Origin of the sequence: Halobacillus sp. Marseille-Q1614 (assembly GCF_902809865.1) — a bacterium.
Taxonomy (GTDB): Bacteria; Bacillota; Bacilli; order Bacillales; family Halobacillaceae; genus Halobacillus_A.
On record NZ_CADDWH010000001.1, the window covers coordinates 1,856,420 to 1,882,002 of the forward strand.

31 protein-coding genes and 1 tRNA gene are annotated in these 25,583 nt (G+C 42.8%); 8 read left to right on the forward strand and 24 right to left on the reverse strand.

Going from position 1 to position 25,583, the window contains the following annotated elements; translation table 11 throughout:
* Positions 1–44: 44 nt before the first annotated feature.
* Positions 45–656 (forward strand): DUF4352 domain-containing protein, encoded by a 612-nt coding sequence (locus HUS26_RS09340; protein ID WP_173916904.1) that lies wholly within the window; start codon positions 45–47, stop codon positions 654–656.
* 276 nt (positions 657–932) lie between these two features.
* Here the strand turns inward: HUS26_RS09340 and HUS26_RS09345 are convergent, their stop codons facing one another.
* From HUS26_RS09345 to HUS26_RS20140, 13 genes are all read right to left on the reverse strand, one after another.
* Entirely contained in the window at positions 933–1,580 is a 648-nt protein-coding gene (locus HUS26_RS09345; RefSeq protein ID WP_173916905.1) for a hypothetical protein, read from the reverse strand.
* A 12-nt stretch (positions 1,581–1,592) separates the two neighbouring features.
* Entirely contained in the window at positions 1,593–2,186 is a 594-nt protein-coding gene (locus HUS26_RS09350) for a hypothetical protein (protein WP_173916906.1), read from the reverse strand.
* Positions 2,152–3,429 (reverse strand): hypothetical protein, encoded by a 1,278-nt coding sequence (locus HUS26_RS09355; RefSeq protein ID WP_173916907.1) that lies wholly within the window; start codon positions 3,427–3,429, stop codon positions 2,152–2,154. Before HUS26_RS09355 ends, HUS26_RS09350 begins: the two co-directional genes overlap by 35 nt.
* Positions 3,430–3,888: 459 nt before the next feature.
* Positions 3,889–4,188, reverse strand: coding sequence for a hypothetical protein (locus tag HUS26_RS09360; protein WP_173916908.1), 300 nt, complete (start codon positions 4,186–4,188; stop codon positions 3,889–3,891).
* A 146-nt stretch (positions 4,189–4,334) separates the two neighbouring features.
* Entirely contained in the window at positions 4,335–4,952 is a 618-nt protein-coding gene (locus tag HUS26_RS09365; RefSeq protein WP_173916909.1) for a hypothetical protein, read from the reverse strand.
* A 33-nt stretch (positions 4,953–4,985) separates the two neighbouring features.
* Positions 4,986–5,174 (reverse strand): hypothetical protein, encoded by a 189-nt coding sequence (locus HUS26_RS09370; RefSeq protein ID WP_173916910.1) that lies wholly within the window; start codon positions 5,172–5,174, stop codon positions 4,986–4,988.
* A 155-nt stretch (positions 5,175–5,329) separates the two neighbouring features.
* Complete coding sequence (locus HUS26_RS09375; RefSeq protein WP_173916911.1) at positions 5,330–5,590, reverse strand: hypothetical protein; 261 nt, start codon at positions 5,588–5,590, stop codon at positions 5,330–5,332.
* A 284-nt stretch (positions 5,591–5,874) separates the two neighbouring features.
* Complete coding sequence (locus tag HUS26_RS09380) at positions 5,875–6,216, reverse strand: hypothetical protein (RefSeq protein ID WP_173916912.1); 342 nt, start codon at positions 6,214–6,216, stop codon at positions 5,875–5,877.
* 117 nt (positions 6,217–6,333) lie between these two features.
* Complete coding sequence (locus HUS26_RS20225) at positions 6,334–6,912, reverse strand: HNH endonuclease (protein ID WP_371809574.1); 579 nt, start codon at positions 6,910–6,912, stop codon at positions 6,334–6,336.
* Positions 6,912–7,082: a hypothetical protein gene (locus HUS26_RS09390; protein ID WP_173916913.1), complete on the reverse strand. Its 171-nt coding sequence runs from the start codon at positions 7,080–7,082 to the stop codon at positions 6,912–6,914. Before HUS26_RS09390 ends, HUS26_RS20225 begins: the two co-directional genes overlap by 1 nt.
* A gap of 33 nt (positions 7,083–7,115) precedes the next feature.
* Positions 7,116–7,268 carry a hypothetical protein gene (locus tag HUS26_RS09395; protein WP_173916914.1) on the reverse strand — a complete coding sequence of 51 codons (153 nt, stop codon included), beginning with the start codon at positions 7,266–7,268 and terminating at the stop codon, positions 7,116–7,118.
* A gap of 282 nt (positions 7,269–7,550) precedes the next feature.
* Entirely contained in the window at positions 7,551–7,781 is a 231-nt protein-coding gene (locus tag HUS26_RS09400; RefSeq protein ID WP_173916915.1) for a helix-turn-helix domain-containing protein, read from the reverse strand.
* A 146-nt stretch (positions 7,782–7,927) separates the two neighbouring features.
* Positions 7,928–8,050 (reverse strand): hypothetical protein, encoded by a 123-nt coding sequence (locus HUS26_RS20140; protein WP_256371062.1) that lies wholly within the window; start codon positions 8,048–8,050, stop codon positions 7,928–7,930.
* A gap of 3,160 nt (positions 8,051–11,210) precedes the next feature.
* On the opposite strand from HUS26_RS20140, the gene HUS26_RS09405 reads away from it, so the two are divergent.
* Positions 11,211–12,161: a hypothetical protein gene (locus tag HUS26_RS09405; protein ID WP_173916916.1), complete on the forward strand. Its 951-nt coding sequence runs from the start codon at positions 11,211–11,213 to the stop codon at positions 12,159–12,161.
* 956 nt (positions 12,162–13,117) lie between these two features.
* Here the strand turns inward: HUS26_RS09405 and HUS26_RS20230 are convergent.
* The 3 genes from HUS26_RS20230 to HUS26_RS09420 all read right to left on the reverse strand — a co-directional run bounded on the left by HUS26_RS20230 (position 13,118) and on the right by HUS26_RS09420 (position 14,246).
* On the reverse strand, positions 13,118–13,720 hold the full coding sequence (locus HUS26_RS20230) for a tyrosine-type recombinase/integrase (protein WP_173918801.1): 603 nt from the start codon (positions 13,718–13,720) through the stop codon (positions 13,118–13,120).
* Positions 13,708–14,031: a phage integrase SAM-like domain-containing protein gene (locus HUS26_RS20235; RefSeq protein ID WP_173916917.1), complete on the reverse strand. Its 324-nt coding sequence runs from the start codon at positions 14,029–14,031 to the stop codon at positions 13,708–13,710. Before HUS26_RS20235 ends, HUS26_RS20230 begins: the two co-directional genes overlap by 13 nt.
* A 142-nt stretch (positions 14,032–14,173) precedes the next feature.
* Positions 14,174–14,246: transfer RNA gene (locus tag HUS26_RS09420), tRNA-Val, on the reverse strand.
* A 231-nt stretch (positions 14,247–14,477) separates the two neighbouring features.
* Here HUS26_RS09420 and HUS26_RS09425 point away from each other — a divergent pair.
* The 4 genes from HUS26_RS09425 (at position 14,478) to HUS26_RS09440 (ending at position 16,955) form a co-directional block, all read left to right on the forward strand.
* A complete protein-coding gene (locus HUS26_RS09425) occupies positions 14,478–15,209 on the forward strand; it encodes an esterase family protein (RefSeq protein WP_173916918.1) in 732 nt (243 codons plus the stop codon).
* A gap of 13 nt (positions 15,210–15,222) precedes the next feature.
* A complete protein-coding gene (locus HUS26_RS09430) occupies positions 15,223–15,735 on the forward strand; it encodes a YjcG family protein (RefSeq protein WP_173916919.1) in 513 nt (170 codons plus the stop codon).
* A 5-nt stretch (positions 15,736–15,740) separates the two neighbouring features.
* The gene (locus HUS26_RS09435) at positions 15,741–16,169 is read left to right on the forward strand and encodes a GNAT family N-acetyltransferase (RefSeq protein WP_173916920.1); all 429 of its coding nucleotides are present in this window, start codon (positions 15,741–15,743) and stop codon (positions 16,167–16,169) included.
* 99 nt (positions 16,170–16,268) lie between these two features.
* Positions 16,269–16,955 (forward strand): DUF421 domain-containing protein, encoded by a 687-nt coding sequence (locus HUS26_RS09440; RefSeq protein WP_173916921.1) that lies wholly within the window; start codon positions 16,269–16,271, stop codon positions 16,953–16,955.
* Here HUS26_RS09440 and HUS26_RS09445 read toward each other — a convergent pair.
* From HUS26_RS09445 to HUS26_RS09455, 4 genes are all read right to left on the reverse strand, one after another.
* On the reverse strand, positions 16,937–17,839 hold the full coding sequence (locus tag HUS26_RS09445) for an MBL fold metallo-hydrolase (protein WP_173916922.1): 903 nt from the start codon (positions 17,837–17,839) through the stop codon (positions 16,937–16,939). The genes HUS26_RS09440 and HUS26_RS09445 overlap by 19 nt on opposite strands.
* Positions 17,840–18,023: 184 nt before the next feature.
* Positions 18,024–18,155, reverse strand: a complete 132-nt coding sequence (locus HUS26_RS20145; protein WP_256371063.1) for a hypothetical protein — start codon at positions 18,153–18,155, stop codon at positions 18,024–18,026.
* A 46-nt stretch (positions 18,156–18,201) separates the two neighbouring features.
* Positions 18,202–18,513 carry a DUF1360 domain-containing protein gene (locus HUS26_RS09450; protein ID WP_173916923.1) on the reverse strand — a complete coding sequence of 104 codons (312 nt, stop codon included), beginning with the start codon at positions 18,511–18,513 and terminating at the stop codon, positions 18,202–18,204.
* A gap of 59 nt (positions 18,514–18,572) precedes the next feature.
* Positions 18,573–18,830: a hypothetical protein gene (locus tag HUS26_RS09455; RefSeq protein WP_173916924.1), complete on the reverse strand. Its 258-nt coding sequence runs from the start codon at positions 18,828–18,830 to the stop codon at positions 18,573–18,575.
* 190 nt (positions 18,831–19,020) lie between these two features.
* Between HUS26_RS09455 and HUS26_RS09460 the strand changes: the two genes are divergently transcribed.
* Positions 19,021–19,473, forward strand: a complete 453-nt coding sequence (locus HUS26_RS09460; protein ID WP_173916925.1) for a CotY/CotZ family spore coat protein — start codon at positions 19,021–19,023, stop codon at positions 19,471–19,473.
* A gap of 43 nt (positions 19,474–19,516) precedes the next feature.
* Here the strand turns inward: HUS26_RS09460 and HUS26_RS09465 are convergent, their stop codons facing one another.
* The 4 genes from HUS26_RS09465 to mgtE form a co-directional block, all read right to left on the reverse strand.
* Complete coding sequence (locus HUS26_RS09465) at positions 19,517–20,032, reverse strand: CotO family spore coat protein (RefSeq protein ID WP_254434166.1); 516 nt, start codon at positions 20,030–20,032, stop codon at positions 19,517–19,519.
* A gap of 111 nt (positions 20,033–20,143) precedes the next feature.
* Positions 20,144–20,920, reverse strand: coding sequence for an enoyl-ACP reductase FabI (gene fabI / locus HUS26_RS09470; protein ID WP_173916926.1), 777 nt, complete (start codon positions 20,918–20,920; stop codon positions 20,144–20,146).
* A 129-nt stretch (positions 20,921–21,049) separates the two neighbouring features.
* A complete protein-coding gene (locus HUS26_RS09475) occupies positions 21,050–22,903 on the reverse strand; it encodes a monovalent cation:proton antiporter family protein (RefSeq protein ID WP_173916927.1) in 1,854 nt (617 codons plus the stop codon).
* Positions 22,904–22,919: 16 nt separating this feature from the next.
* The gene (gene mgtE, locus HUS26_RS09480) at positions 22,920–24,284 is read right to left on the reverse strand and encodes a magnesium transporter (protein WP_173916928.1); all 1,365 of its coding nucleotides are present in this window, start codon (positions 24,282–24,284) and stop codon (positions 22,920–22,922) included.
* Positions 24,285–24,529: 245 nt separating this feature from the next.
* Between mgtE and prpE the strand changes: the two genes are divergently transcribed.
* Positions 24,530–25,273: a bis(5'-nucleosyl)-tetraphosphatase PrpE gene (gene prpE, locus HUS26_RS09485; protein WP_173916929.1), complete on the forward strand. Its 744-nt coding sequence runs from the start codon at positions 24,530–24,532 to the stop codon at positions 25,271–25,273.
* Positions 25,274–25,583 lie beyond the last annotated feature (310 nt).

Here is a 25,583-nt window from a genome sequence, read left to right on the forward strand (position 1 = left end):
TTATTTTTATTACTATATCATTACAAAAGGGGAGAGTTAACACCATGAAGAAAATTTTCAAGTTTGGTCTCTACGCATTTTTAGCCATTATTGTACTCGGTGTTGTTGCAACGGTATTTGGAGGCGAGGATACGGCGGAAAGCACCGACTCAGAACCGGCAAGTGCTGAAGCTGAAGGTTCCGAAAGTAAAGAAGCGTCAAAAGATGAGTCAAGCGATGAAGCAGAGGAAAAAACATATGGGATCGGTGACACGGTAGAAGTCGGTGCTATGACATACACGATAAACGAAAAGTCTACCGCTGATGAAGTCGGACCGAGTGTTATGCCCGAAACAGCAAGCGGTAAATACGTTGTACTTAACGTTACTGTTAAAAACAACGGTGACGAGGCCGTTACAGTCGACGGTACTTACTTTAAGCTGAAACAAAACGATAAAACGTTTGAGGCGGATACGATGGCAAGTACATCAGCCAACCAAGCTGAAGATGGATCTATCGAAAATTCGTTCTTCCTGGAGCAACTTAATCCAGGATCTGAGATTAGCGGTAACGTTGTTTTTGACGTAGCGCCTGAGATTGCGGATGCTGACGATTTAAGCGTAGAAGCACAGGAAGGCATATTCGGCACAGTAACCGAAACTATTACGTTACAATAAATGATTAATCGAAGGCGGGCGTCTAGCTCGTCTTTTTTTTTGCGCTCTGTGTTGCATCGAGTTGACCGTTCCCCGTCGAAGTTACAGTAATTTGTAATATACAAAAATCGCTTTAAAAATTAAAGGTTTAGTCTCCTTTGAGGAAAACTTTATTGTAGTATGTTACTAAAGTAAGGATATAATTAAATTTTCTTTGGACGGATCATTGAAAACTAAGAAAAGCCCTTAACAATAAGTGCAAGGGCTCAATTTTTCAGTATTGAAGAAGGTATGAATTTATTCAGGTTTGGTTAGAGTCCCCCTATAAAGCTCCTTCATTGTTATGAGTTCCCCTTTAATTAATTCAAGAATTTTCTCTATATTTTCTTTATCCTCTATCTCAAAAACAATTATTTTTAAATACTTGTATATTTGAAATGATTTCTTAAATGCTTTTATATCATTATTAAATTTTTGTGTTCTTAACTCATTTAAGAAATCCGAGTAAAAAGTAAAGTCGACCTGAGTATAAATCGTTAGAAAAATCTCTTTAACTTCTTGACCTTCAGCAATATCAATAGCTAACTCTGTTATAGATGATTGATTTATCATTTTTGAAATTTTATCTAAAGCCTCTAAATTATCTTTATATTCTTCCTTAATACTCTCGTAATGTTTGTTTTCATTTTCCTCTTTTTCTTTCTCTTTTCCCCTTTCCTGGAGTTGATATATAAAAAATGCAACTAGGCCCGACAAAGTACTACCAATTAATACAAAACTTGCTCGTATATACATATCTAATAAATCTATACTTTTGTGGTCAATTATAACTTTATTAGTTATTAGGAGTAAGACTAATGAAAAAGCACAAAATATCGCCAATGAAATAACAACTAGCAATAAACTAAATGTAGTAAATCTTCTTTTCTTTTTAGTTTTTAACATCTACCATATTCCCTACAATAAATTTCTATATTTTCTAATTCTTTTTGAGCGTTCAAACGAGACTTTACTAATCATTTTCCCATCCTTGATAATTAATTCTTCAGCTGTATTAAAATTGACGTTCTCTAGATCTCCCCTCTCATCAGTTACAGCTGAAGATATTGTATTTATACTAGAAAGGGGATTTATCTTTAAATTATCGTTTACAGCTTCTAATAACTTATCCTCTATTTTAAACATTAGTTTGACTTCGCTTAAGTAATCCGAAGTCTCTAAATAATCCTCAAAACCACACCTTTTACATTTAAAGTTCACTAATGCTTTTTCATCTTTTATGATATTAATAGCATCACATTCATCGCACTGATATTTATAATACTGTCGTAGTATTTCTTCACTATCAGTTAACCCTAAAAAAAACCTTATAGCTGCTTTAGGCGGTTTTGAAAAAGATAAGGCGAATCTATATGGACTAAGATACTCTGCTCCTAATTCAACTTCATTTGATATAAATTGCTGTAATAGAGGAAAATACTCGCTAAAAGGGAACTCTTCAGCTATTACTTCATTTTCAGTGTATAAAGCGTTTAATCTTTTGTATAACATACTCTTCCCTTATTCTCCTCTCCTTTACAGAATGATTTAGTAGTTCTGAATGAGTATCACCTACGTAATAATGAATTTCTAAAACGCTATGAATTTCTTTTAATGCTATCTCAACGAAAGAAACCTCTCTATCTTTTTCCTTTCCAGAGAGCCTTTGAAAATAATTACCTTTCAAAAATTTCCAGTAAATCCCTAACTCAGAAACCTCTCCATACTCTTTAACTACATCTTTTAAACTCCAATAAATCTTAGAGTAATAAACTGGTTTATGTTCTTCATTTCTGTTAGTTGACCTTGTTATCCTTCGATCAATAAAACTAAAGCTAAAAATGTATCCGCCATCTCGAATAAACTTTTCATGCTCCATGCTTTTAGCTGTATCTTGATATTTTACCGTCATTACTTTCTCGACAAAAGGTTCTGGGTTCAATATATGTAATTCCTCTTTAAGATATTTTGAAATGTTTTCTTTAAAGGACTTCTCTGTTACCTCTACACTTTCCTTTTCGCTTTTGGCAACTTCCTTTTTTATTAATTTTAATGATTTATTAGACTCTTCTAGAAATAGTTTATATAAGCCTTTATGGATTTTTGCTTCTCCAGACTTAGCAGTAGTTAATGCAAGTGGTAACTGAACATTTACTATATTTATTATATAATCAATTACCTCTTTTAACCTGAGTGTACTCGGCTTACTAACATTCCTCAACAAATATTGATTTAATCTAATTTCCATATGATTTTGTCTAAAATCAAGAATACATGATACATAGAAATTACATCCTTCTTTTTTCAATCCAAGTTCAGCTTCTCCCAATTTAAATAGGAAAATTAATTTTTCTCCTTCTTTTCGAATAGATATTAATTCTTCTTCCTCCGATACAACTAATGAAAGTTTTCGGTTAATATAAGGACAATATTTGCTAGAAATAAACAATTCATTAAAAGCTTTTTCTGCTGTTAAGTCCGTATTAATTTTCAAATAGTAACACCGTTCTGGAAATAGATGAACTATCGAATCAAAAAGAACATTGTCAATTATAGTATCATTAAGTCCTTTTTTAACATTTTCATTTAACAAAGCGCGAATTTTTTGGTAGTTATTGCTCCCTGGTGCTGCCTTTATTAACTTCGTATAGTTTGGGATATGGCCTTCCAATAATTTCGTTAATTGTTGTATCCCAAAATTTCTTAATAAGCGAAACTTATAATCATAAAGCCTTATTTTTGTCTCTATCTCCATGATATCTCCCCTAATTAGTTACATTTTATGTATATTTTACACTTATTTTACCATTTAAGGAAGTACCCTGAAATTTTTTATAACCTATAACCCTTAAACTTTGAGAGGAAAATAACTCTTTCAAAATACTAACACTACTAACATTAAAAATATCACACCACAAGGTTTGCCCCTAACATAAGGGCTACTTTATCATTTTATATGAAATTTTTTGTTATATGTCATTTTCTATTTCTTCGCTGGTATTTCGTATTGCACCGATAGACTCGTAAACTAAACGAATGTGTGTATAAGATACGCCCGCCCTGCTGTTTTATGCGTTTCAAGTTCGTTGTATTCCTCGGTACTGTGTACTCGTTGTGTTTTCGTTGTCATAATTTCCATGTAACGTTGTCCCCCTTCGTGTATTAAAAAGGAACCCCGATGATTCGAGGCTCCCCGTGTCTACGTTTCTATCGATTATGCAAATGTAACGCTGTTCACTAGTGGATCAGCCGTAAACTTGGCGACTAGATGCGTCTGCAGCGTACTAGATAACGTTACCTCAGCCGGCAGGTTAACCGTAATGTCGTTGGCTGTATGGCCTTTAGATACATTACGTTGAATAACCTTGCTAACGACTTTCTCAATAAACTCGACGACGGTCATACCTGAGGTATCGTTAGTTAACGTATTCCCTGATGCGTCCTTAGCCGTTAGTGCTCGGTAATCCGCCCCGTGTCTGCCTTCGTGTTCCCTGTACATGATATTGATTTCCATTTATATTTCCTCCTTTGTAATTGAGCAAGGCTTTAGCGCGATGCCGGGTGCCTTGCTTACCCGTTGATGAGTCGTTTCCTTGCCCCTCCGCCGTGCCACCGATCCGCACGACGATCGATACTGCCGTGCACTCGGGGGGTTGAGGCTTAGTAACTCTTAGGCTTGTAGCTGAATGCCGGGTGAGTCATTTGTAAAGTACGGTACTTATGAGTAACACCCGATACCTTGGCGTCTTGCAACTCGGTTAATCTCTCTTGCTCAGGCGTCTGTAGTGCGTTAAACGTGTTGTTTACTTGACGTAGCTTCTTCATTGCGAACTCATCGTCCTGGACGGCTTGTGCTACGTCTGGTAGTTGCTGTTTAACCGCATAAAGTCCACCCTCTGTTTCGAAGTGGCCCATTTTTTCCTCGAATCTCTCGATTGCTTGACGTTTATCACTGTCGGTCATAGCGAATGTTAATTCTGCCTTTAAGTCGGTTACAAATTGCTTCGCTAAGTCTCGATCACTAGGCATCACTCGAAAAGAGGAACGGGCTGCCTCGCGTTCTGCCTGCTCAATGTCAGCGTCGATATGTGCATGAAATTCCTTGTTGATTTCGCCTACCTTCGTATCTAGTTCGCCTTTCAGCTTGTTGATCTCGTATTCTCGTACCTCTGCGTCTTTGTAGTACGGGTTATCACTCGTGTTGATCGCGTCCACGTTCTTACGAAAGTCCTTCGTTAGCTTCTCTACTTCTTTTTTTAGTTGTTCTCTTTTATCCATTTGAATTTCCCCTTTGTACTTAGTGTTGGTTTCTTATTTAGTGCGCTTGTTAAGCGTGCGCACATACGGCAGGTCTACGTTACTCATCACTTGCTTTTCGATATAATCCTCAGCCTTTAGAAACGTGTCTAACTGCGCTCGTGCATCGTAGTAGGCACGTTGTTCGTTCTTATCGGTGCTGTATCGTAACTTGTAAACGGTCTTCCCATCGCTGTACCGCATTACAATCGCTCGAACCTTGCATTCATGCCGGTTGACTCGATCCACCGTGATCCTCGTTAATACTTGACCCTCGGTTGCTTTGTCGCTCTCATACGCTTGCCCTCGTGGTGTATCCTTATCGTCGTCTCTTCCGAACCATTGCCCCCATGCTCCCACTATCGCCGACCGCCTTTCTTACGTTTAAATCGTCTGCTTTGTTGCTTAAAGTACTCTAAATGCTCCGGCGTCTGCCGGCTGTGGATGATCGAATACCTGCGCGGTGCTTGCCATGTACGTTTTGGCGGGGCCAAGCCCGATAATTCCTCGTCGCTCTCTAATAGTTCCTGCAGCCAACGTTCAACACTGTCATTTGGCTTTGCCTTGAATCTATTTTCCTGCTCCCTAAAGTATTTGTGACCGTCATTCCTACGTCCCATCGTTTTACCTCTCCATTTCGTTTAAATTAGTCGCTCACTGATATCCGATTGCCTGCGCATCGCATCGTGTGCTAACTTTTTAACTTCCTCGAATTTCGTACCACCCTTGTCCGGCTTATACCTAACGATCAAGTCGCTGTAATCGCTGATCCAGTTGACCTTGTAGGCAACGCTATTGACCTGTATTAGCGTTTCGTTACCTTCGTCGACCCCGATTGCATGTACGATAGAACTAAATATGTCTCGGTTAGATACGGGCGCCTGGCGGTATAACGAGTAGATCGCTAGGGTTTCGGTATGTTCATGCTCGACAATCCCGATGCCCACGCCCTCGGGAGTTTTAACTGTGGTTGCTTTGTACCGTCTTCTTTCTGTTCGTTGCATGTTTCGTCCCCCGTTTCTTGTGCTTCGTTTGCCTGTGCCTGTGCCTCAGCTTCCGCCTGTTTACGTTTAAAATCGTATTCATTCTCGAAGTACCGGTCCAGACTGTTCGCTTGCAGCACCTCGTAGTCTTGTTCGAATAAGTTGTACATTGTGACATCCGATGATTTCGAGTGCGTGTCGGCGTCCTCGTACAGCTTTTTCGGAGGTTTCGCTACTACCTTGACTCCATTTAACTTTGTCATCCGGCTCACTCCTTTTTGCGATCGAATAGACCCGCGACTAAACGCCCCGAGTCCTTGTAGCATTCGACTATAATTTCGTACTTGTCATCATTAAGCAGTTTCGCTATCATGCGTTGACTATCGCTGTATACTTGCTTGCTCATCGTTCATCACCGCCTCAACGTCGTCCTGCAGGGATCGCCATACATCGTAGTACCCTCGCCCTTGACGTTGTGCTAGTTCGAATACGACTCGACGTAATTGTAAATCTGATGCAGCGTGCTGTCTGAGGAATGATAGAAGGGGTTTGTCGCCTTTTCTCGAGTTACAACGTCTACAGCACGGTAGTAAGTTATCGTACGTGTTGGTGCCTCCATTTCGAAAGCTCCTCACGTGGTCGACTGTAACCTCGTGGGGCTGTAACTCTGATCGACAGTACAAGCACTCACTTTTCGCTTGAATCATGATGATATGAAACGGTAGTAACGTGTCTTCTATCTCGTAGCCTAGTTCCTTCTCGGCTTGCCTGCGTTCGTAGCGTGTTTTACTTAAAGTCTGTACTGCACGGCCAACTTGCGACGACTTATATTGTCGGTTGTATTCCGTCTGACATGCTCGGCAGTAACTACTGTACCCGTCTGCATTCGATGCTTTCTTGTGGAACTCGGCTATCTGCTTCGTTTGCTCACATTTTGTACACGTCTTGATCGTTGGCATTAGTAACGACCACCTGGGCGCGTATTCGACTCGATTTCACTTAATCTTTCGTTCGACTCGCGTAACTCGCTTTCTATACCGCCCAAACGTTCCTCAATCTTATCGAGTGACTTCGTAATGCTTTTCACCGCTGCCCATACTTCACCTGTCATACGTTGTTGTTCTGTCATTTCTCTTCACGTCTCCTTTTTCTATTCTCGTAATTATTTTCGTTTGCCGTCGTCTAGCCCTAACTCAATCTGCATTGCTTTGATGACCGAACGTAACTCGTAGGATACTTGAGTCATGCCGGTCTGTTCCGTTATAGCAAGTGCCAGCGTATATGCTGCCATTGCCTGCAATTTCTCGTCTCTCATCTCATCACCTCGCTTCATTTAAGTATGTTACTGTGCTTCACGCCCTTCCACTTTGACCGCGGTTCGAACAGGCGTTCGGTTACCGCGCCATAATAAAAAGGCTACCTGTATCCGTCGCGAATACTTCAGTGCCTTCGATCAATCGCTTTATTTCATTATCAAACCCGGGTAATGGGTCGCTTTTACCAACGTAACTTACCGACATATCCAGTCGTACGTTTATGCGCCCATTTAATAGTAGAAACTGGGTTTCAATCGGGTTGCTTACGTAATGCTTGCCGGTCATTCTTTGAACCCTCGCTTGCCTTCGAACAGATCAATCGACTTCTTTACTAGATCAATTCGATCCGTCCCGAATGCATCGTTAATTTTACGTTCCAGCCTCGAACTGATTGGCGCTTTATCCGTTTCCACCATCGCTAATAGTGCCCGAGACACCCCTAGTTTGTCGGCTGCTTCGTGTTGCGTCCAATCGTTTAACCGTCTCAGCGTCTTAAACACCCTTGCGTCCATTCGATACCTCCCCTTTTTGAACAATTTGTCAATTCTAGGCTTTTAAAAAAAAGCTCGGGCAGTGTGCCCTTAATTGTCCCTCTATATTAAGAATGAACGAGACGTTTGAATTAATAGTTTTCGAGTGTTTCTCGAAACTTTATTTTTTACCTCAGCTTATCGAACATCGAGGGATCAGGAATGCCGTACGTTTGACCGCTTTCCCATGCGGTTAACTCCATTTCGGTTAGAATCGCGTTTCCTACGTTGTCTCTTTTATCCGGCGCCATGTCTACGGGTACCTCGTGTACTCTACGCTTGTAAATCGGGTCAATCACGGTGCCTGGGCGCTTTCTACGTACCTCGTATTCTCGTTCGCATCGATCCCCCTTGTAGCATGTTACTCTTTTACCGTTACGAGACGCGTTATAGAAGTAATCTCCGCATATCTCACAACGTCTGACACGTTGAGGCTTGAATTTTACCTCGCGCCACGTTAGACTAACAGGTAACGGAAATCTAAAAATCCAATCACGAAAAAACCTGCGCTCTGTCTTGTGCAGTTCCGCGAGGCTTGCTTGAAATTCCTCGGTTTCAGCGTGACCCGACATGCGCTCGAAGCGCTCGACTAACACTTGATACAACAACACAGCTACCTCATCCGTTAAGCCTTCGTTAATTACGTCCTGTACCTCTTTTACATATGCCTTCCCCATCATTATCTCTCCTCTTGTTTGATTTGTGAGATCGCTAAAACACGAACATTAGTTGTTTATCGACCTGTTATACAACACTCTCTAACAATGCATAAATTTTGCATAAAACACGAATGATGCCGGTGTTGACTTTCGCTTGATCTCGCTTGCCCAACGACAAACTGCCTGCGCCCCCTGTTCGGGCTGCATGCCGTTTAAAGTCGTTTCAAAGGCTTTGCGAGCGTTTTTGAGGCGTTCGGCACCCCCCTTTACTTCGAAAGCTAGCAAAACGGCTGAGAGGCGTACGTATGACGCTTACACGCCTATGTCCGACGTGCATCATCGCTCCATTCCGCCTTAGCACGTTTCCAGCCTGCCTTTACCGGTGATTCTTGAAGATCCCCAAAACGTCTACAAGAGGCTCTGAGGCGCCTTAAACGACGAGCTAGCGTCATAGTTAGCCGGAACATCGCACCTACCGTCAAAGCACACACAGCGTTTAAGGCCTCTCTCGCAACCGTAGAGACGCGTTTGAGACGAAGGAGACCTATGACCCTCGATTGACGCTAGAACGTCTCTGCGAAGCTCTAAGACGCCTTAAAAGACGTGTATGACCGCAGGTAAACGGTGCCACGTCCAAAACTGCGTCTTGATTACGCCCTGTACGTCCTGTACGCCCCCTGCCGTCCACTCGTGTCTTCTCGTTGGAATCGTGGGGTCTATTTCTCGTACCAGACGTATAAGCGTTTAAGGGTTTTATAACTTGTCAGCTTTGCAGGGAACGCAGTGACCTGCGGAGGGAACGAAGTGACCGAGTGGGGTTATCTCTACTCCGTTTCACTCCGTAGCCCTGTGTTACTACTCGTTTCACTCGTAATAACACGTAAAGACAATCGTTAGAACCCGTTAAAAACGTATAAAACCGTAAAACCGTTAAACCCCGCTATCCTCACCCCCCTATAATCCCCCCTCTCCTTTCACCCCTTTTAGCAATTCTTACAGGCAAACCCCATCTTTCGAGAATCACCAACACCATTTGTCAAGTTCGCCCGCTGCCGCGGGCCATTTACATCCTGATAGATTTTTCGCATCAAGACACCCCTTCACCAACGTACAGGGGTTCTTGTGAGGGAAATCTGGAAGGATGGAAATGAGGACTTGTAGGGACACTTAGGAGCTTGCGAGTAAGTGCACCATCTACACGTTAATCCCACCCGATCGCACATTCGACCATTGCCTCTACGTTTACATGCCGTTTTGACGTCCATAAGTAGGTCTCTTAGACGTTTTCGTAGTCTTCGAGAGGCAACGGAGGTCTCACCTTAAGAAACGCTCACATGGTCGCTGAAAAGCCTTTAAACGACGCATGCCGTTTTACGGGCGGTTATGACCACGGCGGATACAGCGACCACAACGACTAACCCCTGCAAACTTACGAATCTTTATACAAAATACCGCATATTCATTCGTTTTATGCGGTGATACAGACGAAAAATCCCGGAGAATGCCGATTAAAAAACACGAATATCCCCCGAGGTTTTAACGAAGTCACACGGTTGTTATATAACAGGGGCTCGACGTACTTCCGATACCATATGTTCGACGTCTGACTCGCTGTAATCACCCTTCGCGGATTCACGTTAGTACCTGCCGATGAGGACAATGCTAACGAGTGATTAATCGGGCTCCAGGTGCGACATGTTAACGTGTGTGCCCCGTTGCAACGTTCTTACGCCTCGTGCCTCGTGTGTAACGTGCCCCTACCCTGGTAAACGGTGTATTGTAGAAACTCGTTATTCTAGCGTTGGAGAGGTAAACGACTTTACACGTATATGTTAACGTATAGTTTAGTTAGGTTAACGATAGTCATACATAGGTTATCGATGCCCTCGTCTCACTCACGTCACACCTCGTCAATTACCGGGCACGGCGTTCATCACGTGTACACCTTCCTCAGATCGAGGGGCAGCGCAATTCCACCCGTTTGCAGCCGTCCAGGCACGTTAGCCATACGCACACACCCCGTATAAGCCACGTAAAGCCAGGGTATGGACGTAATATCCCCGCACTCCAGTTACCCCTACGACTTCATACAACGGCATATAAGCAACGTGTGACTATCGATGTAATCAACGGGGGTATATTACCGTAACTACTTCCGTTAACATACATTATGTTTACTAGTGTTCGTGTTCCATCGAACATTATGAACGTTGATATGACGGGGTTCTCGTTGGTCACTCGATGATTTACCGTGATTATGCTGATGTCATTCGGGTGCAATGCGAACAATAACGGGACTATCTGACTATGTGTCATACGAACTCACGTACGTTAAATACCGTGATACGCGACCGTACGTTTGCTGTTTCTGATGTTCACACCCCCCGGGGGGCATATAAGTGCAAACGCGCCTGCCGGGGTGATAAACATTTCCGCCAGAAATCTCACAAGTCGATGTCTCACGATTGACTAACAAATCCCTTCGAATCTCTAACTTCCCTACACGCAAAATTTTTCGACAAAGTTGATCGAGGTTAAACGTAAAAAACGCTTGACCTTCCCCCTTTGCTAGGGAGGTAAAGGTCTTTTTTGTGGTCGTATGCCTGTTGTGCTGCCGATGAATGATACGCTTTACACCCTTCTTCAAGCGCTACCTCCTATTAACTTTAAAGTAAATTTCACCTATTAATTACATTAATTTACAATATATGATACTATTGAACTGTTAAATTAAATCTGGGGGGTTATTCATTTGAGAGTTAGTGAGTTTTGGGAGTTAAATGCCAGGCAGAGTGAGTTAGATTTTGTCGATGTAAATACCGATACAGATGTTGAATTATATGTTGACCCGTGTTGGATTCATACAATAAACACACCATGGTTTAGACAGGCTACCGCTACTATTGAGGATTTTTTCAACCATATTCTCAACCTTTACGAAAATCGACAATACAAGGAAGCAAAACAGTTATTTCATTATGCCCAAGAACCTAATGAAATCTGCTTCGGACTCTCCACGAATGCTCCAGAAGGTACTGGTGCATCCCCTGAAATGCTTGAGAAAGTTTTTGATAACATCCTAGAAGCACAAATGATTGACCAAGGTCTAATTGAACGCCTAGAGGATATCCATGTATTTGTCGAAGATTTTGGACAGGACAGATTGTCAGATTTAGTGGTCAACATAATTAGAATGCACCTTGTAGAGTTTACAGAGGAACAATGCAGAAAATATGGGATTGACATAAACCAAGAAGAGAGACAGTTAGCTCACTATTGGAACACCGAAACCCACAGTTGGCAAGAATGTAACCGAAGCCCCCTTGTAATACACAACAAAGATATCTTACTCGTCCCTAAAACTATTGCCGTGAAAAATTACAAATATAATGCTAGTCAATACTGTACCCACTTCGTTCTAACCAGACGCAAAGACTATCATTTAGCTAACGATACTGGCTTAGTAAGAAGAGAGCCCACTAAAAAAGGTGAAGTAATCCCTAAAGTTTACAAAAAAGACATTCGAGAACAGGAGATAAAAGACCCTGGTAAGAGTGAAAAACAATACGTAAGAGAAATTACTGAACAGGAAAGAGGTTTAATTCAACAGTTCAGAGACGGTATAGCTGATATTCTTCTCGACGAAAAAAGAACTAACAAACTAACCGACGAAGAATTGGAAGAAATGTTGGAAAACCTATAATCCATCCTAAAACGCTACTGCTAATTAGTGGCGTTTTTCTTATTGGGAATATAGTCTAGCCATTTCTCGCAAATAAAGCCCTCGACTAACCTTCTTCCATGCTGCGTACAGATAGCTCTGGAGATTACGTACCTTGCCCTCTTTGTAACGTCTGATGCACGATAAGAAGGCGTCTACATACTCCGGGTTCTCCTCCGCCTTCAACGTTGAATCTATCGATCCCTTCGCTTTGTATAGAGTTCCTATCGTTTTATATAAGTCCTTTGCGTTAAAGAACGGAGAAAACGCTTGATAGAGTTCCCGTGGCAACGAATGCTTTAATACTAGCGTCTCATTTGTATTACTAGGTTTATCTCGCTTATGTAAAGGTTCATTGTCGTTTGATGCCTTATTCTCGGCATTACTGCGGGCTTTATCGTCTACTTCACGCTCTGTCATACGTGAGGTCACGAAAGGTTTTATTACGATGATATTCGCGCCTGTGCCCCCGCTTTTCGGACGTATAAATCGCACCCTATCGATGATGTCGAGCGCTTCGAGTTTACTAACGATCCTACGTACAGTGCGGTCTGACTTATCGACACCCTCAGCGATTGTGACTGCCTTTAGATGCGATGCTCCTGCGTACTTTACTGAATAACGTGAAATGAATCGTAGCACCTGCCGGTCACTTGCCGTTAAATGCTCGTGGTTATGTACCTCGTGTTGCTTGACGTGGTAGTTTAATTCCTGCGTACTGTTAAATGTGGAATAGTCCGATAAGTATATGGTCATGTCGTGTCCTCCCGATTGGGCACACCTCACACAAACGTACGTTCGATTAAATAGACATACTTGCCGAATTTGACAGCCTTTCCTTTTTTCGATATACTTTCATTTAGGTGATGAGTGCATATCGTTTGGCTACGGCAAGTCCGTACGTTAGGCGGTGCGCTCTTTTTTTTTTATTTGCTTGTTTACAACTTCCTTTTACGTGGTCGACTTAACTTTGCCGATACATTATTGATTGGGCTGTACTTTGTGTGTTGTGCCCTTAATGCCTTGTTCGACAGATGCGTGTACCTTACGACCATACGTAAATCTGCATGTCCCAGTAACATCTGCAAGTGCCGCATGTCCCCGCCTGACTCGAGAAATGCCGTTGCAGCCGAATGTCTTAAGATGTGCGGATACACGTTTTTACGTATTCCTACTACTTCAGCGTGATCATTCAAACGTTTCCTAAAGTGATCCCTTGTGATCTTTTCGCCGTAGTTAGTTAGAAAAACGTACGGGTTGTCGAAATCCTCGTTTGCTTCGATTAGACGTTTCAGTAGACGTAAAGTAATCGGCTTTAACGGTAACGTACGAGTCTTACGTGACTTAGCTGTTTCAGCACGAATAGTCACCGTGTTATCGTGCATACTGTAATCATTAACGGTGGTATTAATCGCCTCGCTAACCCGCATCATGCCATCTAGTAGCACGTGCATTAGTACGTAATCTCTGTAACCTGCATAAGATTCTTTGTCAGGCGCTTTAAGTAATCGTTTTAACTCGTCATTGTTTAGGACGTCGATCTTTTCACGGGGGTCAGGAACGTTTTTAACGGGTAGGCATTGATAATCTCCTCGTCATACAGACACCGAAACATAACACGTAATGTCTTTAATCGGGTGTTAATAGTACTCGGGGCTAAATGTAATTCCTCACGCATGTATAAAACGTACTCCCGAAACAGTTTCTTATCGATAGCCCTGCCGGTGTTGTCGGCCAGGAATGTCGAAAAATAGCCGTAGTTATCCCGGTACTGCTTTAACGTCGAGTCTGCACGTCCCTCAGCCGACTTGATCGATAGGAACGTTTGAAATAGTTGATCGATTTCTCGCATAAAAAAAAAGCACCATCCCCTCGTTGGAATGGCGCCGTAACCTTGTATATGAAACGTTTAGTTAACGATAAAAGTCCCCGAAAATGTAAAAGCGCCACAAACCGCTATTTAAAGCGACTCATGGCGCAACACTTTGTATGGATGATTCCGATTGGGCTCGAACCAACGACCTCCACCCTGTCAAGGTGGCGCTCTCCCAGCTGAGCTACGGAATCATTATGTAAATCTGGTGTTAAGTTGTTCGAACAATTACTAATATACAACGCCATGAAGATGTTGTCAACGAATTTTCGAGATGTTTTTAAAACATGTCGAAGTTTGGTGCTTTCTGTCACTTCGTGTATCGGTAGTACCTTTTCCTGAATAATGTGATAAAATAAGGGTGAAACCGTTTTTTGGCAGACAGGATCTTTTCGAAAAAATGGTTGGGCGTTAGGAGGCAGCTTATGGGACGTAAAGGAAATATGCAGGATTATACGATTTCTAGTCGATACTTAGATGAAGAAATGACGCTGAAAGTTTATACCCCGGAGAATTATTCACCGCTGTATAAGTACCATTTCTGTATTATGCAGGACGGCAATGACTATTTCCAGATGGGGCGTGCAGCAACGCTGAGTGATCAGCTGCACGCTGAACGGGAAATTGAAAATACAATATTTATTGGGATCCATTATAATGATAAATATGACCGCAGGGAGAAGTATCATCCGGATGGGGAAAAACAGGGCGATTATGTGAATTTCCTCGTTCGTGAGGTTGTACCTTTTCTTGATGAGACACTTCCTGGGTACAGCATGGGACGGGGCCGGACGCTTGTTGGTGATTCTCTTGCGGGTACTCTCGCTTTAATGACGGCGGCCAGATTCCCGAATATTTTTGGAAATGTAATTATGCAGAGTCCTTATGTTAATGAGGATGTACTGGATTATATTCAGTCGATTTCTGATTTGTCGTCCCTGACGATCTACCACACGATCGGGAGTCAGGAAACTGAAGTGGAAACTACGGATGGCCAGGTCAAAGATTTTGTTGAGCCTAATTTAAAGCTCCGTGATTATTTAAGTGATCAGCCTCTTTCTTATGAGTTTCATGAGCTGGATGGCGATCATACATGGGGCACATGGCAGAAGGATTTTAAAAGAGCATTATTATCAATATTTTCTAAGGAAGAATAGGAGGTCACGGAAAATGAAGTACGGTATTGCTATCTTTCCATCAAAAAAAGTACAGGATGAGGCTAATTCTTACAGGAAGCGTTATGACCCGCATTATGCATTAATTCCACCACACATCACAGTAAAAGAACCTTTTGAGGCTGACGAAGAGCAGCTGGAAACCGAAATCATTCCAGAACTTAAGAAGGTTGCCAGGGAATCTCATCCTTTTAAAATTCATATCCGTAAAGTGAGCTCATTTACGCCGGTGACTAACACGATTTACTTAAAAATCGAGCACAATGATGATATTGATACGCTAAATGACAAGCTGAATTCAGGGGCCCTCCCTCATAACCAGGAATACTCATTTGTCCCTCATATTACAATTGCTCAGAAGCTGTCGGACGAAGAGTTCTCTGATGTTTACGGCAGTATGAGAATGCTGGACTTTGACATTGAGGATAAGCTCGATCGCTTTCAGCTTCTATACCAGCTCGAAAATGGGGCCTGGAGCGTATATGAAACGTTCCGTCTGGGAGAGTAATCTGCATGGATGTGGAGATTCGAACAGTAACGAACGATGGTGAAAAGAAGGATGCTTTTTCTGTCCGCGAAACCGTGTTTATTCATGAACAGCAGGTTCCTCCTGAAGATGAGCACGACGATTTCGACGAGACAGCAACCCATATCGTCGGCTACGATAAGGATAAACCGCTGCTTGCCGGGCGTCTCCGTTTTGTCGGTGAATACGGGAAGTTCGAGCGCATCTGTGTCCTTTCCTCTCACCGCGGTTTGTCTCTTGGCAAACAGGTGATTGCCCATATGGAACGCGTCACGAAGGAATCCGGCTACACCAAAGCGAAGCTGAACGCCCAGACTCATGCCGAAGGATTTTATAAGAATTTAGGCTATGAAACTGTTTCTGATGAGTTTATGGATGCGGGCATCCCTCACGTAACGATGGTGAAAACTTTATAAAAAAGCAAAGACCTGTTGAAATTCAACAGGTCTTTTTGTATAAAAGACCCCTTCCTCGTCTACAATGCTAAAAGACTATTGACTAAGGGCGGGGATTTTATGGATTATATGCGAATACTTGTGGAGTCCCTCTTTGGTTTCGGCGCCTTGTTTGTTTTGACGAAAGCGCTTGGAAAAACCGAAATCACTCAAATTACAGCTTTTGACTTTATCGCTGCGCTTGTACTTGGGGAATTAGTCGGCAATGGTTTGTATGATAAAGAAGTAGGAATTACTCAAATTGCTTTTGCGGTTTTTTTATGGGGTACAATGATCTATGTAACAGAAATTATTACAGAAAAGTTTAAAGGAACTCGCAGCCTGCTTGAGGGGAACCCGGTCGTCCTTATTAAACAGGGGCAGCTTGACTTTGAAGTGATGAAAAAAAGCAAGCTGGATATCAATCAGCTGCAGCATCTGCTGCGGCAAAAAGACATCTTTTCCCTACAGGATGTTTTGTTTGCGGTCCTAGAAACTAATGGAACGATTTCAGCCATGAAAAAGCCCGCGGCAGATACTCCTACTCGCTCTGATTTAAACTTACCCCTCACAAGGCAGACGCTGCCAAGACTTCTCATAAGCGATGGAGAGGTCCTATGGGACAATCTAGAAGAACTGAACCTGGATAAAAACTGGCTCGAGTCCGAACTCAGGCTGCAAAATTACTTTCAGGTAGAAGACGTACTTATTGCAGAATACACGCCGGGCGAAGAGCTTTTTATTATGGGTTATGAACGAACTGGATAAAACGTCCATTTAAAATCACTCACGGCGTGGGTGATTTTTTCAGTGTGGATTAATCCTGTCAGATAAGCGGTCACAGCTGTTTTAAATAACAGCCATTGAGGCAGCTTTGAAGCCTTCACTTTATATTTGGCACACATCCTCGATACCGCTTCTTCATGAGTAATCCCGCCAGGATGCTTGTATATAAGCACTTCTAAAGAATGAAGGATGCTCATATGGTAATCGATATTAGCCTGAAGGGTATCTTTGAAGTCGGTCTCATATCTGCCGTGGCCGGGAACCGCTCCTTTGGCGTCCAGCCCTTTTAGCTTTTCGAGCGACTGAAGAGTTTTTTCGACATCGGTAATGTAAGGAATACGGTGCTTATCAAGCTGGTCTTTACCAAAATACGCATCAGCTGCATAAAGTGTATCGTAAGCTAATAGCGAGAGCTGATTATAACTGTGGCCGGGGGTCCTAATGGCTTCTACCTGCATGGTGCCAATGAGCTGTTCCCCTGCTTCAGCCGTTTCATCCACCTGCATCTCAGGTCCTTGCAGAAACTTATTGTGCAGCTCAGGCAGAGGGTCGTTTCCCCCGAATAAATATAGCGGTTCTAAAGAAGGATTGCGTAAAATAGCCTCCTCTAAATGAGGCGCGAGCGTATGTATATCGTAATGACTCTGCAGGTAGGCAGCTCCGCCATAATGATCGGCATGGGCATGGGTAATAAAAAGATGTGTCAAAGGAAGCTTGTGCTGCTCAAGCTCCTTGACCACCTTTTTGACGGATGATTTATCAATGCCTGTATCGATTAACAAACCGGTTTTTCCATCTGTTACATATCCAACGTTAACCGCGCTTTCGTAAATATAACAATGTTGATTGATATTTTTAAAAGTCATAGAAAATTTCTCCTGCTTTTTTACTTTCTATATAGTTTCGCTAAAGCGCCGGCCTTTTCCTGTAATTTCTGAATAAACTTGTTCCTTTAATTTTTGATTTTTTCTTACCTTTTTATAATGTACGGTTTTCGGGACGTGTAGGGGCTGTGTGAAATAAGAAAGATATCTTCTCTCCTGTTCTTCGTTAGATCAGGAAAAACTCTCTTAAAGTGACAGGGTAAATACGCTCAAGGCAGAAAGACGAGCGTGAATCTGGAGTAATGCGCTGCTGATAATCCTGATACTGGAACTGAGAAACTGGAAGTATATAGCCCATTTAATCCCCTCCCTCTCTACCTATACATACCCTTACACCGGCAATTTCACTCCCGCTCACTCCATGTGTAGATCAGCGACTGCATCCCCGCAACGGCCATTACGAGCAGAAACAGCTCGCTGTAAGGTACAAATAAATGAAGAAAGACAACAGCAAGTGCCATCCATACACCAACACACCACTGGCAGCTTAACAGTTCTCCAATAACTCCTTTAGGCTCGATCCATTCCTCTCCGTCTTCTTTAATTACTGTAAAAAAAGGAGCCCTAAGAGGTTCAAAGATCACATCCTGGACGACAAGCCTCGTAAGCCGAAAGCACGCAAAAGCAAGTATGAATATGTTCAGCCAATCTGCCATGCATGTACCCTCCCGTTCTAAAATAAAAGGTCACTACGTGGTAGTGACCTTTTCACTAACTAAAACCAGGAAAACCCTCCGCGAGAGCTGCTGGATTCATCGTCGTGTTTTTTATGTTTATGTTTGGAACCGTCTTTTGATTCGTCATCAAAATCCCGTCTTCCTCCGAAGAATGGATCCCACCCTCTGTGGTGCTCTTTCTTCTTGCGGTCGTCTTTTTTATGATGATCTTCAGGCTGAATGATGACATTGTCTGCTTTTATCACTAAGTCTTTAACGTAGATGACTTTTTCTTTTCTCTTATCTTTTTCAGACATTCCTTTCATCTCCTTCTTAATAGTCATTGTTACTTTATGGTGCAAATGTCCATTTGGTGTAGTCAATCGCCTAACTGTGAATCATTCCCTTGTTTTTTTGCATATATGGCAAATGCCCACACCGGATATGGGTATCTACATATTCTATTAAAGACATTACGTCAATACGTATTGAGAGGGGCAACAAATAATGAGCTGTGGAAAACATCATGATTCAGGAAATTGTGTGTGCGACATCTTAAGCGAAATTGTTGCGGCACAAAATGATGTACTTTCTGATTGCGATACAAGTTGTGAGCAATCGATTGGAGAGTTACTAGGGGACACAGGTGGATCAGGACGTGACACGGTGCCTGTGCTTCTTTACTGCAAAGGAAATTGCAAACCATTTAAAGGATTTGGAGCTCGACGCAACTCCATCGAAGACATCAAAGCCAGCTTTTACTTCCGGGTAAAAGACGTAGATAAAGACTGCTGTGCTACATTAGAGCTTCTTCGCGACCCTAAAGATGACTGCAAAGATCCAGACTCTCCAGTAAAACAATTCACGAAGCACTTAAGAGCTACTGGTATTTGTATCACAGTCGACTTAAACTGTTTCTGCCACGTAACCTGCTTACCGGCAATTACAGCATTATCCTAAGTTATCAAAGAAACCGCGGCCTAAAAGGGCCGCGGTTTTTTTCTTAAAATCCAATCAGGCGGATATCCCTAATTTCTTCAAAAGGAATTTCCTGCTGAAACGGCTTTTGAAACGTCTTCATGTGGACGACTCCATCTTCATACATATTGATGTAGCCTTTAAATGTGTCATTGGCCTCAAAAGCGGTGACCTGACACTTCATTTTCGGAACCTGGGAAGGCAGCTCTACAAAATAGTGAACTTTTTCTTCTAAAGACATGTCCCTAAATTTCTGCCTGCGGTCCCTTCGCTCTTCCCTGTTGGATCTCGTGAAATCTTTGGTCAAAGCTGCTTTTGGACTCTCATTATTGCTTTGAGCTGGGCTTTCTTCTTTCTGAGCTGTTTCTTCTTCCTCCTTAAGCTTCAGCTGATTTCTCAAACGCAGCTCCTTTTCCTGGAGGGAAGTGTTTCTCGCAGGGGCCGTACGAAAACTAGTCTGCATCGAGACTTCAGCTGGCGGCAGGTTCGGCTGAGTGATGTACAGCATAGGCGGTTTAGCGATTTGTTTTTTATTCGCCACGACTCATCTCTCCTTTTAATATCATCATTCTATGTATATGCTTAGAAAAGTTTTCATGTACGAAAAAAAGCAACAAAAAAAGCGCCCTGCTATGGCAGAAGCGCTTTTTCTTTAGTATCCTACTGTACTGAAACCAGAGTCCACGTGAATGATTTCGCCTGTAATTCCTCTTGAAAGGTCGCTCATAAGGAAGTAGGCTGTGTCGCCGACTTCTTCCTGTGTAACGGGACGGCGGAGCGGAGCACGCTCTTCGATCACTTTAAGAATCTTGTTAAAATCGCCGATCCCTTTAGCAGACAGGGTGCGAATCGGGCCTGCGGAAATAGCGTTGACGCGGATTCCGTGCTTTCCTAAGTCGTTCGCCAAATAACGAACGCTGGCGTCAAGGCTTGCTTTTGCAACACCCATGACGTTATAGTTTTCTACGACTTTTTCACCGCCAAGATAAGTCATAGTAACAATGCCACCGCCTTCAGACATAATCGGCTGAGCCGCACGGGCTACGGCTGTTAAAGAATAGGAGCTGATATTGTGAGCGGTTAGAAAGCCGTCACGGCTCGTATTTAAGTACTCGCCTTTGAGCTCATCACGGTTGGCAAATGCGATACAGTGAGCCAGTCCATGTATAACGTCTACATCTTTTTGGATGTCCTCAAATGTTTGAATGATCGCTTCATCATTCGTTACGTCACATTCGTAAAAAAGAGATTCCGGACCCTCCAGCGTTTCTGCCAAGTCACGTACAGATTTTTCAAAACGCTCAGAAGCATATGTAAAAATCAAACGGGCTCCTGCTTTATTAAGAGATTGGGCAATCCCCCAGGCAATGCTTCGCTTGTTCGCAACACCCATAACAACGTATGTACGGCCTTCGAGTGATAAATTCATTTAACATCCTCCTTGAGGTTAGCATTTGTTCTTAATACCTGCTCTCATTCTATAATACCCGGTTCTAAAATACAAATTGGCCTAAAAAAGCTGTCGAGGTTTTTCTCGACAGCTTTAAGCCTGCTTTTATTAACTGCCATATTCAAGCTGTGTGCGCAGCTCATCGACATATTCGTGCGTGCCGGTGACGATCAGCCTGTCACCAAGCTTCAGTTCGGTATCTCCGTGGGGAACGATCGAATCCGTGCCGCGGAAAATCCGTACCATAATCACGTCTCCTGTAAAAGGAAACTCTCGTAAATAAATGCCGTTGAAAATCGGGTTGTTCATATTGATTTGGTATAGCGCATTATCCTGCTGGGTCATAATATCAATAACGCTCGGTGCTTCAATCATAGCTTTTAGAAGAATCTTAGTTGACATGAGAACCGAAAAGATGTGGATATCATGTTCCTTCATTTCTTCACTTAACGCTGGCGATTCCACACGAACGATGACACGATCAACGCCCATGTCTTTAGCAAACTTAGCGATCGATGCATTACGCTCTTCATCTCCTGTCGATACAACGAGAATATCAACATTAAACACGCCAATTTCTTTCATCGCCTCCACATCATATGATTCAAGCTCTTTAATATCAAAAGATGATCTGGAGACTTTTTCGTCGATCTTATCATTTTTCGTATGATAAAGATGGGTTTCAAAGAGATGATTATCTAATTCGCGAACAACAGGAAGCGTCATTTGATTAGAACCGATAAATGCGACGGATTGCACATGCTCTCCGTCTTCTGCTTTTCCATAGATTCGCTTAAAGACAATTGGCGTAATCAGACACGTCAGAACGGCTACTAATATGAGCGCTCCTTCCATCTGAGCATCAATCATGCCTTCACGCTCGGCAATCGCAGCCGCGGCAATTACAAGCGACAGCGTAGAAGTTAATAGAAAACCAGAGCCCACAACGGTTTTCATATCATACCACTTACGCATGATGAAAACGGGCACAAGCTTAGAAACAAGCAAGGCTATGAATAATAATGGAATGAGAATAAGAATCCTAGGGTCTGATAATAAGTTCCATAGATTAATCTCAACACCGACCATTACGAAAAAGATCGGAATTAAGAATCCATAACCGAAGCTGTCGAGACGCTTCACCATCTCTTGGTTAGGGGACAGCAAGGATACGAGAGCCCCCGCCAGGAACGCACCAAGAATATTCTCTGCTCCTACTGTTTCTGAAACAGCGACGAGTACGATAATCAAGGTGAACACGGCGCGTGTATCAATTTGAATCGTACCTTTGGTCATTGATTCAATAAAGGACTGGTTTTTAAATCTTCTGCCTAATGAATACAACAGAACGCCTGCTCCAAACAGAACGAGCAGAAGCCACATATTTCCTCCGCCTTCGCCGTAAATCGAAACAAATACGGCCAGCAGAATCATTGTTGCCAAGTCGGCAATTACAGCAATCAGCAGAATGGTCTGCCCAATCTCTGATTTCATCATATTTGCATCTTTTAAGGTCGGTACGACGACCCCAAGAGAAATCGTTGAAATAATCAGCGTCATTAAGAAGGCATTATCTATGAACCCTGCCAGGACGAATATATAAGACAGTCCAAGAGACAGGATAAAGATTCCTACGAAAACAATGGAAGCCAGCATTACTGGACTTGGCGGATCGCCACCCTTGATTTCCTGTGCTGCTTTTTTCTTTTTCCCAAATAAAGAGAAGTCAATTTCCAAACCACTTAGAAACATAAGAAATATAAACCCAAGAGTAGATAAGATCTCAAGCCACTCGTCTGGGTGTACGATATTAAGCCCGCTCTGACCGATAATCAGTCCAACAATGATCTCAGCCACTACGACTGGAATCATTTTCAGCCTAAAGCGATGAAGCAGGATTGGTGTAAGGAATGCGGCGATAATTACTATAACGAGTGAAGTAACGGAAGCTCCGTGTTCCATAAGCCCGTTCCTCCTTTCAAATTAATAGATTCATAAATGCTGTAGCCATACCGAAATAAATGAGGATAGAAATGATGTCATTAATCGTCGTAATGAACGGCCCTGAGGCTACAGCCGGGTCAATATTAAATTTGTGCATCACTAACGGAACGAGTGCTCCTGCTAATGTAGCAACAAGCAATGTCGACATAATGGAAAGTCCGACTAATAAACCTAAATAGAAATTATTCTGCCAGAAATATATGACAAAGGTAATAATGACACCACAGCTTACTCCGGTAATCAACCCCGTGCCTGCTTCTCGCATGATCATTTGGGCTTTTCCTTGTTTATCAATTTCGCCTGTTGCAATACCGCGCACGGCAACGGCTAAGGCCTGGGTACCTGTGTTACCGGCCATCCCAGCGATTAAAGGTATAAATATAGCCAGGATCGCTACTTGGTCGAGCGTATTCTCAAAACGTCCGATCAGGCTGGCTGTTAAGCTTCCGAGGAATAAAAGGATAATCAGCCATGGAAGGCGTTTCTTCGCGGAAGTAAACGCATGATCGTCCGGGCTGTCGACATCAGAAATGGCGGCAAATTTGTTATAGTCATCGCTCGCCTCTTCTTCCATAACGTCCATAATATCGTCGACCGTAATAATCCCAAGCAAATGGTGCTGAAAGTCAACAACAGGAAGTGCGAGGAAATCATAGTCCCTCATCATACGTGCAATCTCTTCCTGGTCTTCTCCAACTGATACGGACACGACACGTTCACTCATCACATCAGAAATCAGCCAGTCTTCTTCAGAGATGATCAGATCTCTTAAAGAAATTACTCCAACCAGCCGTTTATCGTCATCAATGACATACGTGTAATAAATCGTTTCTGCATCCGGTGCTTCTTTTCTTAAATGAAGCATTGCTTCACGAATCGTCATCGCCGCTTTGACGACAACAAATTCCGTAGTCATGATCGATCCGGCGGTTTTTTCTTCATAATGGAGAAGATCTTTAATCTCATCCGCTGAATCGTCATCCATTATCGTTAAAAAGCTTGCTACTTTGTTTTTGTCGAGTTCATTCAAAATATCGACCGCATCATCCGTAGACATTTCTGCTAAGATCTGTGCGGCAAATCTCGGATCCATTTCCGAGAAGAAAGGCTCGATTTCTTCATAATCGATATGTTCCATCACGTCTGCTACTTCTTCAGGAGATAAGTAGGTGTAGATTTGCAGGCGGACACTATCATCTACTTCTTCGAAAATTTTCGCCTGATCATTAGGGTGCAATTCTAAAAATTCTGCTCTGAACTGATCAATTTGCTCGTTAAAAAGGGCATCCTGGATGTTGCTCCATAGTTCCCTGCGGCTTTGATCATCTAAATGCTCCATTCTACTCCCTCCTTCTCCTGTATAAAAAGACCGTTTTATAATAATCGCCTGTTTTCTTTTTGTCAACGATAGAGAACTGCCTGATGATTACAACTTTAAGTAATTGGGAAGAATCATGGTGGTACAGCTAATTCTGCGGTTTATCAGAATATAGCAGAACTCTAAATTCACCACAAGTTTTTTAATAATAAATGAAACAAACGACACGGTATTTAACTCCCTGCTGGAATGGAAGGATGGTTGCTTTGAAAATTGATGTCATAGGTGATGTTCACGGCTGTTTGGACGAACTTAAAGACCTCTTCATGAAGATGGGCTATGAGTGGAAGGAGGGCCTCCCTGTCCATCCGCAAAAACGCACCCCCGTTTTTTTAGGGGATATTACAGATCGAGGGCCGGCATCGATTGAAACGATCCGCTTAGTCCATAAATTGGTCATTCAAGAAAAGCTTGCTCTTTATGTACCCGGAAACCACTGTAACAAGCTGTACCGTTTTTTTAAAGGAAACCCTGTCCAAGAAAAGCACGGTTTAGAAACAACGGCAGCCGAATACCGAAGTCTCTCTCCAAGAGAGCAGAAGAGAGTCAAACACCAGTTTCTTGAGCTTGTCGATCAGTCCCCCTTATACTGGGAGCTTCCTGAAGCGAATGCCGTCATCGCTCATGCCGGGATCCGCCACGAAGATATCGGATTAACAAACAAGCGCGTAAAAACGTTTGTCCTTTACGGGGATATAACAGGAGCGAAATTGCCTGATGGGCGCCCGGAGCGAAGAGACTGGGCCCAGCATTATAGAGGAGATCGGTGGGTCGTTTACGGGCATACTCCGGTATATGAACCAAGGTTCGTAAATCAAACGGTCAATATTGATACCGGCTGTGTGTTTGGCAATAAGCTGACCGCTTTTCGCATGCCGGAAGAAGTAGTAGTCACTGTTCCTTCTTCCATGCCGCTTGTCGAAGAAAAATTCAATACTTTTTCTTCCTAACGCAAAAACTCTCATCCTTACTGAACAGCCACGAGTACCAGTCGCTTTTCAGAGGATTTCACAAAAAAAGCAGGCTTCCTTCGAAGCCTGCTTTCAGCTTGTAGAGAAAATCTCATGCAGCGGACGACCGACTTTTCTTTCAAAGGATCGGATACAGCAAAGGGCTCCGGCAAACGGATCGCTTTCCCTGTGCGTACGGTGAGCTTCCTTAAGGCTTCGCCTTTTAGGGATCTCACCCTGTTCTTTTCTCCCGCAGGAGTCTCCCCGTTTCCCTTCGCCCCTATCCTCATAAGTTTTTCTCTCTTGTTCT

Coding starts and splice junctions, on each gene's coding strand:
- HUS26_RS09340 (WP_173916904.1), top strand. CDS start 45: ATGAAGAAAATTTTCAAGTTTGGTCTCTACGCATTTTTAGCCATTATT.
- HUS26_RS09345 (WP_173916905.1), bottom strand. CDS start 1,580: ATGTTAAAAACTAAAAAGAAAAGAAGATTTACTACATTTAGTTTATTG.
- HUS26_RS09350 (WP_173916906.1), bottom strand. CDS start 2,186: ATGTTATACAAAAGATTAAACGCTTTATACACTGAAAATGAAGTAATA.
- HUS26_RS09355 (WP_173916907.1), bottom strand. CDS start 3,429: ATGGAGATAGAGACAAAAATAAGGCTTTATGATTATAAGTTTCGCTTA.
- HUS26_RS09360 (WP_173916908.1), bottom strand. CDS start 4,188: ATGGAAATCAATATCATGTACAGGGAACACGAAGGCAGACACGGGGCG.
- HUS26_RS09365 (WP_173916909.1), bottom strand. CDS start 4,952: ATGGATAAAAGAGAACAACTAAAAAAAGAAGTAGAGAAGCTAACGAAG.
- HUS26_RS09370 (WP_173916910.1), bottom strand. CDS start 5,174: ATGCGGTACAGCGATGGGAAGACCGTTTACAAGTTACGATACAGCACC.
- HUS26_RS09375 (WP_173916911.1), bottom strand. CDS start 5,590: ATGGGACGTAGGAATGACGGTCACAAATACTTTAGGGAGCAGGAAAAT.
- HUS26_RS09380 (WP_173916912.1), bottom strand. CDS start 6,216: ATGACAAAGTTAAATGGAGTCAAGGTAGTAGCGAAACCTCCGAAAAAG.
- HUS26_RS20225 (WP_371809574.1), bottom strand. CDS start 6,912: ATGCCAACGATCAAGACGTGTACAAAATGTGAGCAAACGAAGCAGATA.
- HUS26_RS09390 (WP_173916913.1), bottom strand. CDS start 7,082: ATGACAGAACAACAACGTATGACAGGTGAAGTATGGGCAGCGGTGAAA.
- HUS26_RS09395 (WP_173916914.1), bottom strand. CDS start 7,268: ATGAGAGACGAGAAATTGCAGGCAATGGCAGCATATACGCTGGCACTT.
- HUS26_RS09400 (WP_173916915.1), bottom strand. CDS start 7,781: ATGGACGCAAGGGTGTTTAAGACGCTGAGACGGTTAAACGATTGGACG.
- HUS26_RS20140 (WP_256371062.1), bottom strand. CDS start 8,050: ATGGCGCCGGATAAAAGAGACAACGTAGGAAACGCGATTCTAACCGAA.
- HUS26_RS20235 (WP_173916917.1), bottom strand. CDS start 14,031: ATGCGAGAAATCGATCAACTATTTCAAACGTTCCTATCGATCAAGTCG.
- HUS26_RS09425 (WP_173916918.1), top strand. CDS start 14,478: ATGGGACGTAAAGGAAATATGCAGGATTATACGATTTCTAGTCGATAC.
- HUS26_RS09430 (WP_173916919.1), top strand. CDS start 15,223: ATGAAGTACGGTATTGCTATCTTTCCATCAAAAAAAGTACAGGATGAG.
- HUS26_RS09435 (WP_173916920.1), top strand. CDS start 15,741: ATGGATGTGGAGATTCGAACAGTAACGAACGATGGTGAAAAGAAGGAT.
- HUS26_RS09440 (WP_173916921.1), top strand. CDS start 16,269: ATGGATTATATGCGAATACTTGTGGAGTCCCTCTTTGGTTTCGGCGCC.
- HUS26_RS09445 (WP_173916922.1), bottom strand. CDS start 17,839: ATGACTTTTAAAAATATCAATCAACATTGTTATATTTACGAAAGCGCG.
- HUS26_RS20145 (WP_256371063.1), bottom strand. CDS start 18,155: ATGGGCTATATACTTCCAGTTTCTCAGTTCCAGTATCAGGATTATCAG.
- HUS26_RS09450 (WP_173916923.1), bottom strand. CDS start 18,513: ATGGCAGATTGGCTGAACATATTCATACTTGCTTTTGCGTGCTTTCGG.
- HUS26_RS09455 (WP_173916924.1), bottom strand. CDS start 18,830: ATGTCTGAAAAAGATAAGAGAAAAGAAAAAGTCATCTACGTTAAAGAC.
- HUS26_RS09460 (WP_173916925.1), top strand. CDS start 19,021: ATGAGCTGTGGAAAACATCATGATTCAGGAAATTGTGTGTGCGACATC.
- fabI (WP_173916926.1), bottom strand. CDS start 20,920: ATGAATTTATCACTCGAAGGCCGTACATACGTTGTTATGGGTGTTGCG.
- HUS26_RS09475 (WP_173916927.1), bottom strand. CDS start 22,903: ATGGAACACGGAGCTTCCGTTACTTCACTCGTTATAGTAATTATCGCC.
- mgtE (WP_173916928.1), bottom strand. CDS start 24,284: ATGGAGCATTTAGATGATCAAAGCCGCAGGGAACTATGGAGCAACATC.